The following is a 13,652-nucleotide window of genomic DNA, read 5'->3' as shown; positions in this document are numbered from 1 at the left end:
CCCTTCCCCTGTGATGTTCAGCGCCCGGATCGCGCTGGGAGGGCGAGTAACCCCCGTGAGCGGGTGTGCCTCAGGTGACTTTCTTCCAAGGCCTTGCGGGCCTTCTGAGGGGTGGATTACGTCGTGAGTCGTCGTACGTCGCATGCGTACAGACCGCTGAGCCTGAAGCGACGGGCCTGGCTGACGCTCGGTGCCGTCGTGCTGGGAGGCGGAGGCCTGGTGACCTATGCGGTCGCCAGCCCCTCGCACGACCCGGGGGCGAACGGCCGGGCCAAGCGGCCGGTGAAGGTCTACGACCTCGGGCTGAAAGGCACCACGGGCGGGAAGCAGGAACTGCCGCGCACGGACACCGGGCAGTTCTCGATGCTCGGCGTCTCCTGGACCGGTGCCGCCAAGCGGCTCGGCGGCACGGCGCAGGTGCGCACCCGCAGCCTGGAGACCGGTGAGTGGAGTGCCTGGCAGGACCTCGAACTGGACGTGGACCCGCCGGAGAAGCCCGGCTCCGGCGTGCGCGGCGCGTCCGAGCCGCTGTGGGTCGGCGCTTCCGACGGCGTCCAGGTACAGGTCGTCCGGAAGAACGGCATCACCGCCGCGCTGCCCAAGGGACTTGAGGTCAATCTGGTCGACCCGGGCGTGGTGACCGCCGCCGAGGCCAGGCAGTCCGGTACCGGAAGCGAGCCGGCCGCGTTCGTCGCCGCCGGAAGTCCCGACGCCCCGAGCGAGGCGCCCACCGACTCCGCCGCACCCGGCGACGGGACCACCGCCCAGCCGACGGACGGCCAGACCATCGCGTCCCCGGATCCGACCGACACCACGCCCTCGGCTCCGACCGACACCACGTCCCCGGCACCGACCGACACCACCCCCACGGTCACCCCCAGCGACTCGGCCTCCGTCTCCCCCTCGACGAGCCCGTCCGCCAGTGCCTCGGCCACCGTGCCGACCGCGCCGCCGTCCACCGTGCCCGAACCGCCGATCGTCTTGCGCGCCGGCTGGGGCGCGGACGAGTCGATCAGCCCCGAGGCGCCGGAGTACAACGCGGACGTGAAGGCCGTGTTCGTCCACCACACCGACGGGGCCAACGACTACTCCTGCGCCGACTCACCGTCGATCGTGCGGAGCATCTACGCGTACCACGTGCAGGTCAGCGGCTGGAAGGACATCGGCTACAACTTCCTCGTCGACAAGTGCGGCACCCTCTTCGAGGGCCGCAAGGGCGGGGTCGACCTGCCGGTGTTCGGCGCCCACACCTACGGCTGGAACCGCGAGTCGGCGGCCGTGGCGGTGCTCGGTGACTACACCACCACCAGCGCCACCAACGCCGCGCTGGCCTCCATCGCCCGTCTGGCGGCCTGGAAGCTCGGCCAGTACGGCGCCGACCCCGCCGGAACCACCCAGCTCACCGCGGGCGCCACACAGAAGAACTACTTCGGTGCCAGCTTCACCGCGGGCAGCACGTACACCTTCCAGCGGATCTCCGGACACCGTGACGGCTACAACACCGAGTGCCCCGGCGGCTCCCTGTACGACCAACTGCCCACCATCCGCGCCTGGGCGGCCGGTCCGGTGCAGAACCTCAAGGTCACCACGCTCGGCGGCGCGAGCCTCTCGGGCTCCACGTACTACACCAAGGGCGCCGTCACCGTGAACTGGACGGCCACCACGCCGTCCTCGCTCATCAAGAGCTTCCAGCTGCTGGTCGACGGCAAGACTGTCGCCACCACCGCGGGCAGCGCCACCTCCGCCGTTGCCACCCTGCCGCTGGGCAGCCACACCGTCGCCGTACGGGCCGTGCACCAGTCCGGCAGGACCGCGACCAGCGCCTCGGTGAACGTCGTGGCGGAGACGACCGCACCGAGCTTCCCCACCACTCCGAAGCTCTCCCTGCGCACCGGCACCGTCAGCACGAGCTCGGTCCCGGTCACGCTCGGCTGGAAGGCCGCGGACGACAAGGCCCTGCGCTATGTGAAGCTGCTGGCCCCGACCACCGGCACCTTCGGCCCGACCGCCACCGCCTTCAACAGCACCGCCAAGTCCGGCACCGCCACCACCTGGTCGATGCGTGCCTACGACTACGCAGGCAACTACCGCACGTACTCCCCGGCGTACACCCCGCTGATCCTTCAGGAGAGCGCCGCCACCAAGTCCGGTAGCTGGAGCACCCGTTCCTCCACCAGCTACCTCGGCGGGAAGTCCTACTCCAGCGGCTCCAAGGGCGCGGCCCTCACCTGGACCTTCACCGGCCGCTCCGCCGCCTGGGCGGTCTCCCGCGCCACAACCTCCGGCCAGGCCTACGTCTACGTCGACGGCACCAAGACCGCCACGGTCGACCTGAAGTCCGCCACCACCCAGTACCGGCAGGCGGTATGGACCAAGACCTGGTCCGGCAGCGCCAAGCACACCGTCAAGATCGTCGTGGTGGGCACCAGCGGCCGTCCCACCGTCACCACCGACGGGCTCGTCTACATCAAGTGACACCGACGTGTGCGCCGCGCACCATGCATCGCATCTCGCATCGCCCGGCGCACACCCGCAAGACGACGCCGGCCTTCGCGATCCCCCAGGTCGCGAAGGCCGGCGTGCGCGGCTTCTCTATTACTCAGGCATCACCTGATGTCGACGGTCGGTCAGTGACGGCCGCCGTGACGGCGGTGCGGGGCACCCCAGGAGACGACGTCGACGAGACGGCTGTGGTCGTTGCGCAGGGTCGCGGTGTCGGAGTAGTTGTCCCACACATAGTTCCGGCGGTCCTGGAACAGGTCCGCGCCCCTGTCCAGGCCGATACCCGTGTGGATCCGGACGGTGGCGCGACCCGCCAGGCGGTAGTGGTGGAAGGTGTAGGTCTGGCCGACCCTGTTCGACAGCGTCCAGTGGTCGAGGTTGACTTCACGGCGGGTGGTGTTGGTGATCTCCACCCACTCCGCGTTCAAGGAACGGTTGGAGCGGTCTTCCGGGCCGGGGGAGTCGTACTGCACGCGGCTGATCTGGACGTCCGGCCGGGGCGCACGGTGGTCGGCGGCGGACGCCGGCACCGTCAGGGCCCCGACCAGGGCACCGGCCGTGAGAGCGGCGGCGGTCAGACGGCGAGCGGTCACGTTGGCGGAAGCGGACACAGGTCCCCCTGTATGTGCGGGCACACCTGGCATACGGAGTCAGCCGTACCCGCAGGTGCGCGGTGTGCTGGTGGCGACCGGTCGGCCGCGCATCCACACCATGTCCCCAAGGCGGACGGGATGTGGGCGAGACGTGCACCGTGTTACGTGTTGGCCATGATTCCGTGACTCTCGGCTGCTATGTCCATTTATGTGAAAGGTGCACCACGTTGACGGCCTGGCGGCACCGGTTTCCTTGCGGGAGTTGAGCCGTGGCGGAAATGCGCCACTACGCGCCACCCCGGCGCGGTCGAGGCTTCACCCGAAAGTGAGTAACGGCCGGACGCCCTGGTTCCGTGCCTGGGCATAGGCGGATATGGGCGGACGTGACAAGTGACCAAGCGTGAGCGGCGTGGGCGGTCGACGGCGTGCGCCGGCGTTTGGCGGACGTCAAGCGGACCCTGACGCCCTCACAGGCGGAGGCCCGCTGGCGCTCGCCGCCAACGACAACACGCTCTCAGCCGTGGAGTCCTGCCCCGGCGCGCCCCGGACAGGAACGTCACGACCGTCAAGCCCGGTGCGGCCGAGTTGCGGTGAGCCGGTGCTGCCGCTGGCCAGGTGTCGGCCGATGGAGTCGATCACGGCGGCCTGGTGGGCGCCGACCACGGCTGTCTCGTCTGCCATGCTGATGACGCTTTCCTTCTGTGCGACGCATGCAGGATGGCGCGCGTCGGTCGGGCGGGAGGACAAGACTGTGATGGGATCTTTGGCCGGGCTATGAGGTCACACACGCCCGCCCGACCGGCCGCGCGCAGGACGGCATCGCTCGAAGCGGCCGACAATTCATCAACAGGACAGCATGCGTCGGTCAGATGCAGAGCCAGGTTCGTCGGACGGCAGTCAGGCATAGATGTCTGCCTGCCTTTGATGTCGTGGCCGCTCGGATAGCTCGTTCGGGTGCGTACCTCGTGCAGGCTCCAGCGCAGATACCCAGGCTTGACCTCACGATATGTCTCCTCGTGAAGGTGAAAGAGCATGCCGACGTACGTCGCCTTGCTGAGTTGGACCGATCAAGGGGTCCGAAACTACAAGGACACCGCGAAGCGCACTGAGACCTTCGGCTCAGCAGTACAGAAGCTCGGGGCGAAGCTCCTGAACATCTACTGGACCGTCGGTCCATACGACCTCGTGGCCATCGTCGAGGCGCTCGACGATGAAACGGCGGCAGCCGCACTCCTGCAGCTCGATGGAGTAGGCAACGTCCGTTCCACGACTCTGCGGGCCTTCGGCCGAGAGGAGATGGAGCGCATCATCTCCAAGGCGGCCGGTTGATGAAGCCCGAAGCGGCTTGGACGAGTGGCGGACATCGGGCTACGTGCCTCTCACCTGATGCGATGACCCGAAGGCGTGCGCGGTTGTCGGTCGTCGCCGCCGAGGGGGGACGTCGGCGGCGCGTGTACGGCAACCGGAACACCCCGGAAATGCCGGGCGCCAGCTGACATCCGGCCGAGAATTTCGACTGCGTATTCGACACGGCCACCGCGAAAACCCTCTGACAGTCAGACAGCCCCGAAGTCCGCTCTTGATCATCAGGGGGCGTTCGGGGCTCACTTGTGTCGACGCCATGGCGTTGACGGCCGCAACTATTCCCGAGCGAACGCGATCGGTAACTCACGGTAATAATTCCGTCACTCCAACGGGCGGTAGCGGATGGCGGCTCCGTTCGCGCCGCTCCTAGTCTGGGCTCATATGTTCGATTCGTTCCGAACGTGTGAGTCACTCAAGGAGGCCAAACCATGAACCGCACCACGCTCCTCGCCCTGGTCGCCGCACCCGCGCCGGCCGTCGGCTTGGCGTCCACTGCACTGGCCGTGACGTGACCGATCCGTCCCCCGTCGTCGCAAGCAGTCCGGTCGAGTTCATCGCGTCCTACCAAACCAAGATCGTCACCGTCACCTGCCCTGTGGGTATCAGGGCCCTCAGCGGTGGCTGAAACGTCTCCTCCGCCAGCATCGACGTGACGGGCAACCGCGCAGTGAGCGCCACCCAGTGGCAGATCCAATTCCAGAACGAGGCGCAGCAGTTCGGTGGTGCGCAGGCGTTCGCGCGTTGCGCCATCTGACGGCGGACACTCGCCGTAGTGGGCCTTCCCGTTCGCCGCACCGCCAGGGACGGGAACGGGAAGGCCGATTAGTTCCGAGATTCGAACTCGCCCCCGTGCAGGCAGCCTTCACCGTCACCGCTTTCTCGGCCATCCGGGCCTGAATCGGCTCGGCTCTCGGCTACCTGCCAGGACCTGACCTTGCGGTCGATTACCAGTCCAAGTTGCTGGTTGAGAGCTCCCGCGCAGGCCACACCTCGGCTGGCACTCGCGAACGGCGCCCCCACCAGAGGTGTGCTCTTGTCCGCGGGCCGTACGAACGCCCGCGCATCAGGTGACCTACGCCGGAAAGTCCAAGGCCCACTGTCATGGGCGCGGGGCGTGGCTGCGTCGGCCGTCACATCCTGGCCAGCAATAAGGCGCTCCCGGAGGGGGTAGCGGTGCCCCCGACAGGACTTGAACCTGCGGCCGAGCGCTCAGAAGGTGCTGCGCAGGTTCAATCCCAACATCCCGTTGACCTGCGTCTATCCGGCCGCTGAACGCCTTGCTAGGCGGACTTCGACACGGATTTGACAGGCACCCGCTTCCGTCCGACGGGGATCTGGCACGGATGCGGCACGATCTGCCAATCCGGGCCCGGCCAGGGGGGAGCTTCAGCGATCCAAGTTCAGCTGATCACCAGGGAGCGCGCTATGCCGACTGCTCCTGAGCTACAAGCGCGGGACACCGTTCTGGTGACAGACGGTCCCTTCGCCGACCTTACGGGTCCGATTCGTTCGATCGATCGTGAGCGACGCCGGGCACGTCTCGTAGTGCAGGTTTTTGGGGACGACACCCTCATTGACGTCCTTCCTTCTGCTGTCGGGGCGGTATCGGGTTCCTGAAGGCGACGCTTGGGAAGCTGCGTTCTCCTGGGGCGGATCCATGAGCCGACCTGGTCGAACGGCCGTTTTGAGGCTGCTGCCGACTCGGACGCCTTCACCGTGATTCCCCGCTGGATCTGGTGCGGTTGTGGTGCCGGCCGATCGGTCGGCAGATGTGGGACGCCATCCACGCAGCGAGCCGACGCGCAGGCGAAACCGGTGTACTGGGGCGCCCGCGGAGCCGCGGACCGTTCCGCAGTGCATCGGCCTCTATGTCGCGACGTAGCAACGAGCCTTCCGCTTGGCAGGAAACCAACAAGGTCTTGACTTAGCACAATCATGGAGAAGCCGTGAAGATCAACTTGTGCAGAGGCGAGTTGGCTGTGCGACGGATCGCCGGGTTTGGGGGTCACTGTGGCGGCATGCGATGCGATGGGCATGGGCCGCTGCATCGTGCTTCTTACCTGTGAGGCAAGGGGTCTGATGGGGCGTCGGCGGAGTGGGTGAGTCTCAGAGGGAACTCATAGGTTTCGAATTGATAACAAAGCTTCCACACGGCAACCATTTTGTTGAAGTCTTGAGGTCCATAAATGAGGGGGAATTGTGAAGATCATTTGGCGTTTGACGCGCGGTCAAGCGGGGGGCTGGACTGCGCGTTGACGCAGCAATGACTTGAGGCGAGCGCTTGCTGTAACCCGACGGGGGGTTGGGCACGCCGCCCCGCACCACAATCCATGCAGTACCCGACGCCGCAGCTGCCTGCTTCAGGAACAGGTAGCCGCACTTCAGGGGCGCCGCTTCCCGGCCTGCGCATGTCCGCAGGTCGACTCAAGGTGAGGAATCCACCATGCACATCTGTGTGCTCGGGCAGGGCTATGTCGGCTTGCCTCTGGCCATGCGAGCCGTCGAGGCCGGACATACCGTGACTGGCTACGAGCCTGACCGGAAGCGCTGCGACCGACTGGCCGTCGGCTCCTCCTACGTCGAGGACATCGACTCCGACCGTCTGCAGAGAGCCCTGCACTCCGGGGCCTATACGCCGACCTGCGACCCGGAAGACGTCAAGGGCTTCGACGTTGCGGTCATCACCGTGCCGACCCCGCTGACCGACCGTGCACCGGACCTCAGCTGCGTGAGAGACGCGGCCCGCGTGCTGGCTGTCCGAATAGAGCCGGGGGCTACTGTGGTGTTGGAGTCGACCACGCACCCCGGTACCACTCGCGACGTGCTCATTCCCTTGCTGGAAAAGGGATCGGGCCTGGTAGCAGGTCGTGACTTCCATGTCGGGTTCAGCCCCGAACGCATCGACCCAGGCAATGCCGAGTGGCGTCTGGAGAACACGCCCAAGATTGTCGCCGGGCTGACCGACGCCTGCCTGCAACGGGTGAAGGGCCTCTACGACTCCGTCACCGAGGTCACCGTGCCGGCCTCTGGCCTGGAAGAGGCTGAGTTGGCCAAGGTGTTTGAGAACACCTACCGGCACGTCAACATCGCTCTGGTCAACGAGCTCTCACGGATGGCCCACACTCTCGGCGTCGACGTGTGGCACACCCTCGAGCTGGCCGCGACTAAGCCGTTCGGGTTTACCAAGTTCCTGCCGGGCCCGGGCGTCGGTGGGCACTGCCTGCCCATCGACCCGGTATACCTCAGCCATCACGTCAAAACCCGGCACGGTCAAACCTTCAGGCTCATTGAGCTGGCCCAGGACATCAACGAAAGCCAGCCCGACTACGTGGTGCGCCGCCTTCAGGACTCTCTCAGCCGCCGCTTTCGCCGGAGCCTGCATGGCGCCCGCATTCTCGCCCTGGGTGCCGCCTACAAGCCTGGCACCGCCGACGCCCGCCAGTCGCCGGCTGTCCAGGTCATCGACCGACTGCGCGGCATGGGCGTGGACGTCACCGTCGTCGACCCCTACCTGCATGACGGCGGCTTTCAATCCATCCCCTTCGCTGCGCAGGAAAGCGGCATCAGCGTGGCTGACTTCGACGCTGTCGTCGTGCTCACACCGCACGGCGAATTCGACTTGACTCAACTTGCCGCTGAGGCCGTATACGTCCTCGATACCCGAGGCGTCATGCCGACCGCGGAGCACGTCGAGCGGCTCTAGAGCACCTCGGATCGTTGGGAAAGTGCCCCGCCCCTTAGGCGTTGGAGTCACCGGAAACCGTGAGGCGCTGTGGACGTCGCGGCTGGGGCCCCACGTGGACGACAGGGGTAGCCAATCCTGACAGCCGGTGGCGGGGTAGGACGTCGTGGCCTTGCGGACGTCTCTCGACACATTCGACCTCACGAAGGTCGCCGATGAGGCGGCCTATGTGCTGGACACGCGCGGCGTCATGCCGACCCGCGACGACGTCGAGCGTCGCTGACGCTCGGGAAGGAAGGAAACATGTACGGGCACAATGGAGTGGGTACCGCGATCGGTACCGCCACTGGGGGAGCCGTTCTGGCCGCCACGGGCGGCACGGCCCTGGGGTGGATCGTGCTGGGGGCCATGCTCCTCGTGATCAGCGGCGTCGCGGTTTTCCGCCTGGCGACCCGCGGTAAGCGAGCGACCGCTTGAGCACTGCTTCACGGGCGAGATTCACCGTGGTGACTGCCGTGGTGGTGGCGGCTCTGGCCGCTGCCACCGTGGTGGTCCACCTCCAATCGAAAAGCCCGATCCTGACTTTCTACTGGTGGCTGGGCATGATGGTGATCGTGCTCTGCCTGGCATCGTTTCTGAAGGGCCGGTCCTTCACTCACTTGCCTGTGGCTCCTGGCCGGACGGTGGCCATCGTCCCTGCTTTCGAAGAGCCCACAGAGAACCTGCACCGCACGGTGAGGTCGCTACTGGCCCAGACGCATCCGATCGACGAGATCCACGTGATTGACGATGGCTCGCAGCAACATCCGGTGGAGCCCTTCGACCACCCTCGGGTCTTCTGGCACCGGCAAGAGAACAAGGGCAAGCGCGGGGCCCAGGTCACGGTGCTCCGACACCTTCAGGCGGAGGGCAAGCACTTCGACTTCGTTCTCACCATCGATTCGGACGGTGAGCCTTTCCCGGATGCGCTGGAGCAGCAGCTCCGGGCCATGAGCAACCCGAAGATCCAGGCCACCACTGGCATGATCTACATTCGAAACTTCGAGGAGACCTGGGTCTCCCGGGCTGCGGATATCGACATCGGCACCTCGTGCGTGATGATGCGGTCCTCGCGCTCCATGCTTGGAGCGTTGGAGACCACGTCGGGCGCACTGGCCCTCTACCGGGCCGAGTTGCTCTACGACCACCTGGACGCCTACGAGGTGGAGTGTGGGACTGGGGACGACCGGTGGCTTGCGCTGCGGGCCCTCATGCGCGGTGAGGTCGTGGCCGTCAACGAGGCGGGCGTGGTCACGGACATGCCGACCACGCTGAAGAAGACGTACCGGCAGCGCCTGCGCTGGGCCCGGTCGTGGTGGTGGATGCTGCCGTTCGTCTACTCGCGGCTGTCCCTCAAGCAGCTCATCTCGCCGACTTTCGGTCTCCTCCAACTCGTCATCACCCCTGTGATGCTGGCCTGGACTCTCGTGATGACGGTGATGACCCTGGGCGGCCGATACCACAACCCGGGCGCGGCCTTGGTGTACCTCGGGGTGTACCTCGTGGTCCGGTACGGCCAGTCAGGTCTGTACGTGCTCATGCGACCCGACATGACCACACGCCAGCGGTGGCGCTCGTGGCTTGTCGGAACCCCGGCATCCGTGTTCATGAACATCGTGCTGCTATGCCCCACCCGCTACTGGGCGCTGTTCAAGCTCCGTGACAACGCGTGGCAGTCGCGAGGGCTGACAGCCAAGACGGTTCTGCCGAAGGCGCGCCACCGCGCCGAGTCGAATGAACTGATGAACGCTTGAGCGTCAACGGAGCGGGGGCGAGCTGACGGAGGGGATCAGTTGCGGCCGAGTGAGCGCCTGGTCAAGCATCCGACCTTGGCTGTGCGACCGTACCTGCGGTCCGCTTGGTTCATCGTGATCGATCCGGTTGGGGTTCGAGCGCGACCCGCTCGAGTCCATTCGGCCACCGGTCCGCCGGTCCGCATGCCAGGAGGCCGCTGAGTGACCCGTGCGTCCGGCCGTTGCCATCCCAAAGACGGCCGACGACAGCACGGGCTCCGCGGTAGTGGTCATGAGGGAACGCCCGCTTACGCACCTGGCCATGCGCCAGTGGTCTGACTAGCGTCCGACGCCGTCAAGGCTCCTTCCCGCGCTCGATGCGCCGACGAATCCCATCGATTCTTGCCCTAACAGGCGAATTGCTACGGAGTCACGCCCTTCTAGCGCCAACTCCGCAACGACGCATTCGTCCTGCCAGGGGTCAAAGCGGGCTCATCGAGACGGGCGAGACAGGCGGAAGGTTGTGCGTACTCGAAAGTGACAAGGGGCACCTTAAAGAAGCCTTAAACAAGTATGGTTGAAATGTGAAGGTCTTGTTAGCCTCTTGAATCTTGTTCAATTTCTCGGGGGACCGAGTTAGCGCCTGCCGGCGGCTGTGGCCGCCGGCCCAGGGGTTGGGATGATGTCGTGAGCAGAGCCACCACGGTGGATCTCGTCGTTGTCGGGCTCGGATATGTGGGGCTGCCGCTGGCCCGCTCCGCTGCGGCGGCAGGGCTGAAAGTGGTCGGCCTCGACCGCAGCCCTCGGGTCATCGACGGCTTGCGGTCCGGCCGTTCGCACGTGGACGACGTCGCCGACGTCGAGGTTCGCACGATGCTGGAGCAAGGCTTCGAGGCGATCGACAGGGCCGAGATCGTCGCGGACGCCGCCGCGGTCGTGGTATGCGTCCCGACTCCGCTCACCGACCACGGCTCCCCGGATCTGGGCGCCGTTCATGCCGCAGTCGACGACATCGCGGCCCACCTGGCTCCGGGCACGCTCGTAGTGCTGGAGTCGACAACCTACCCAGGCACCACCGACGAGGTCGTACGTCCCCGGCTGGAGGCCGGCGGTTTGCGAGTCGGCAAGGACTTCCATCTGGCTTTCTCCCCGGAGCGCATCGACCCGGGCAACTCCAGCTTCGGTCTGGAGAACACGCCCAAGGTGGTCGGCGGCGTCACCCCGGACTGCACCAAGGCCGCACGCGCCCTCTACGAGCGCTTCGTGGGGAGCGTCGTGGAGGCGAAGGGGACCCGCGAGGCAGAAATGGCCAAGCTCCTGGAGAACACCTACCGCCACGTCAACATCGCGCTCGTCAACGAGATGTCGATGTTCTGCCGCGAGATAGGTGTGGACCTGTGGGACGCGATCCGCTGTGCCTCCACCAAACCGTTCGGGTTCGCGCCCTTCTACCCCGGCCCGGGAGTCGGCGGGCACTGCATTCCCATCGACCCCAACTACCTGTCCTACAAGGTGCGGTCGCTCGGCATCCCGTTCCGTTTTGTGGAGCTCGCACAAGAGATCAACCAGCGGATGCCCGTGCAGGTGGTGAACCGTGCGGCCGACCTGCTCAACGACCAGGGCAAGGCGGTCCGAGGCTCGCGCATCCTGCTGCTCGGTGTGACTTACAAGCCCGATATCTCCGATCAGCGGGAGAGCCCCGCGCTCGCCGTGGCCGAGAACCTCCGCGCACGAGGCGCCGAACTCGCCTACTTCGACCCCCGCGTGACCGACTGGACCGTCGGTGGAATGCCGATCGAGCGAATCGACGACTACTTGGCTGCGGCCGAGGCGGCGGACCTCACCGTTCTGCTCCAGGCTCACCGGGAGATCGACCTGGACCTGCTGGCCGACCGTGCCCGAGTGCTGTTCGACACGCGAGGCCGTTCCGCCGATCACCCTCGGGTGGTCAAGCTGTGACTACCGAGGACACCTACATACCCGGGGCTGCTGAGTCCGGCAGCCGGCAGAAACACCGCAGACGCAGACACCTGAAGGTGTCGTACCTCTTCTTCCTGGGCCTCGCCGCACTGATCTTCACACGGCTCGACGCCGGCTCCCTGCACCTGTACACGATCGGTGCCATGGGCCTGCTGGCCATCAAGATGTTCATGGCGCTCTTCTACCGTCCAGCCAAGGCGGGACGAGAAGAACTGGAATACCTCGATCAGTCGTGGGTCACCGCAGTCATCCCCATCTACAACGAGGACCCGGTGATGTTCGAGCAGGGCCTGCGCAGCCTCCTCGCGCAGAGCCGACTTCCCAACGAGATCCACATCATCGACGACTGCAGCGCGGACCCCGGTGGCATCCGCGTCGCCAAGAAGATGCGCCGTGAGTTCGAAGCCCATGGCGTCAAGTACTCCGTCAGCGTGCAGCCGGAGAACAAGGGCAAGCGCGAGGCGCTGGCCCTGGGCTTCGAGGCAGCGCCGTACTCGGACATCTTCCTGTGCGTGGACTCGGACACGGTGCTCGCCCGGGACACCTTCCGCGAACTCCTGGTCCCGATGGCCGACGAGCGCGTCATGGCCTCCACCGGCATGGTCCTGGCCCTCAACCACGACAGCAACATCTTCACTCGTCTGCAGGACCTCAGATACGGCAACTCCTTCCTCTTCGAGCGGGCCGCGTACTCGCGCCTAAAGTCCGTGCTGTGCTGCTGCGGCGCGCTCTCCGCCTATCGAGGCACGCTGGTGCGCAAGTACCTCCCGGACTTCCTCAACCAGCAGTTTCTGGGCAAACCGGCCGTCTTTGGCGACGACCGCCGGATGACCAACTACTGCCTCATGGAGGGCCGGGTGGTCTTCCAAGAGACCGCCGTCGGCTACACGGCGGTGCCGGAAAAGCTTCCGCACTTCCTGCGCCAGCAGGTCCGCTGGAACAAGTCGTTCTTCCGCGAGTCCCTGTGGGCCTTCCGACACCAGAAGAAGCACCGGCCCGCCTTCTGGCTGACCTGCATGGAACTGGGGCTGTGGCTGGTGTTCGGCACGGCGATGCTCTACTCGCTACTCGTCCTGCCGATCCTTCACCCAACCTCGTTCTTCCGCCACGTCGGCGACTACGTCGTCTTCATGATTCTTATGGGGTACCTGCGCAACGTGCGGTACCTCGACTTCCCGCGCCGCGGGATGGGCTTCGTCAAGCGGTTCGGTATGTTCTTGCTGGCCCCGCTGTACGGGCTGATCCAGCTGTTCCTGCTGACCCCGCTGCGCTTCTACGCCCTGTTGACCTTGGGCAAGGGCAGTTGGGGCACCCGGCAGGGTGGCGTCGAGGTGTCCGTGGCCGGCGACGAGGCGGAGGTGACGGAGATTTTCGAGGAGGAGGATCCGTACTCTGACAAGAAGGTCACCGAGACGCTCCAGCTGATGCGCCTCGAGGGCGTCGCCCTCGCCCGCACGGTCGCCCCGCGCCGACAGGTCGTCGGCCAGGAGCAGCCGCTGCCCGTCGGGCATCTCCAGGAGCAGGGCGGGAGCTTTCCCCAGCAGCGCGTGACGTGGGGGACGTCAACCCCCGCCGAGCAGCCGCAGTGGCAGGTCCCTCAGCAACCCGGCTCATCCCAGGGCGAGTACATGGATCCCTCCTGGCAGCACGAAGAGGGCTGGTAGCAGGGTCCGGGAGTCAGGCTGCACGGACGATTTGCGCGCGGCCTGTCGCTCACCCAGGGTGTGCTGCGGACGCGAACCGCATCCGATCTTGAGA

Annotated in this window: 9 protein-coding genes; 8 read left to right on the top strand and 1 reads right to left on the bottom strand. The window is 66.2% G+C overall.

The window, feature by feature from the left end; genetic code table 11:
- The first annotated feature begins 162 nt into the window (after positions 1-162).
- Positions 163-2,475, top strand: a complete 2,313-nt coding sequence (locus ACFYX0_RS06240) for a peptidoglycan recognition protein (protein WP_388967020.1) — start codon at positions 163-165, stop codon at positions 2,473-2,475.
- Between the two features lie 152 nt (positions 2,476-2,627).
- Here ACFYX0_RS06240 and ACFYX0_RS06235 read toward each other — a convergent pair whose 3' ends face one another.
- Complete coding sequence (locus ACFYX0_RS06235; protein ID WP_388966896.1) at positions 2,628-3,113, bottom strand: lamin tail domain-containing protein; 486 nt, start codon at positions 3,111-3,113, stop codon at positions 2,628-2,630.
- A 1,014-nt stretch (positions 3,114-4,127) separates the two neighbouring features.
- Between ACFYX0_RS06235 and ACFYX0_RS06230 the strand changes: the two genes are divergently transcribed.
- The 7 genes from ACFYX0_RS06230 (at position 4,128) to ACFYX0_RS06200 (ending at position 13,558) form a co-directional block, all read left to right on the top strand.
- Entirely contained in the window at positions 4,128-4,424 is a 297-nt protein-coding gene (locus ACFYX0_RS06230; protein WP_355923274.1) for a GYD domain-containing protein, read from the top strand.
- A gap of 1,461 nt (positions 4,425-5,885) precedes the next feature.
- The gene (locus ACFYX0_RS06225; RefSeq protein ID WP_388966893.1) at positions 5,886-6,077 is read left to right on the top strand and encodes a KOW motif-containing protein; all 192 of its coding nucleotides are present in this window, start codon (positions 5,886-5,888) and stop codon (positions 6,075-6,077) included.
- A gap of 826 nt (positions 6,078-6,903) precedes the next feature.
- A complete protein-coding gene (locus tag ACFYX0_RS06220; RefSeq protein ID WP_388966890.1) occupies positions 6,904-8,163 on the top strand; it encodes a nucleotide sugar dehydrogenase in 1,260 nt (419 codons plus the stop codon).
- 282 nt (positions 8,164-8,445) lie between these two features.
- Complete coding sequence (locus ACFYX0_RS06215) at positions 8,446-8,619, top strand: hypothetical protein (RefSeq protein WP_388966887.1); 174 nt, start codon at positions 8,446-8,448, stop codon at positions 8,617-8,619.
- A 29-nt stretch (positions 8,620-8,648) separates the two neighbouring features.
- Positions 8,649-9,935 (top strand): glycosyltransferase, encoded by a 1,287-nt coding sequence (locus ACFYX0_RS06210; RefSeq protein ID WP_388966884.1) that lies wholly within the window; start codon positions 8,649-8,651, stop codon positions 9,933-9,935.
- 666 nt (positions 9,936-10,601) lie between these two features.
- On the top strand, positions 10,602-11,873 hold the full coding sequence (locus tag ACFYX0_RS06205) for a nucleotide sugar dehydrogenase (protein ID WP_388966881.1): 1,272 nt from the start codon (positions 10,602-10,604) through the stop codon (positions 11,871-11,873).
- On the top strand, positions 11,870-13,558 hold the full coding sequence (locus tag ACFYX0_RS06200) for a glycosyltransferase (protein WP_388966878.1): 1,689 nt from the start codon (positions 11,870-11,872) through the stop codon (positions 13,556-13,558). The genes ACFYX0_RS06205 and ACFYX0_RS06200 overlap by 4 nt, the downstream gene beginning before the upstream one ends.
- Positions 13,559-13,652 lie beyond the last annotated feature (94 nt).

The organism is Streptomyces sp. NPDC002573 (genome assembly GCF_042889625.1).
GTDB classification, from domain to species: Bacteria; Actinomycetota; Actinomycetes; order Streptomycetales; family Streptomycetaceae; genus Streptomyces; species Streptomyces gibsoniae.
Note: the sequence above shows the minus strand (reverse complement) of the source record. Positions and strands in the feature narration are given on the sequence as shown.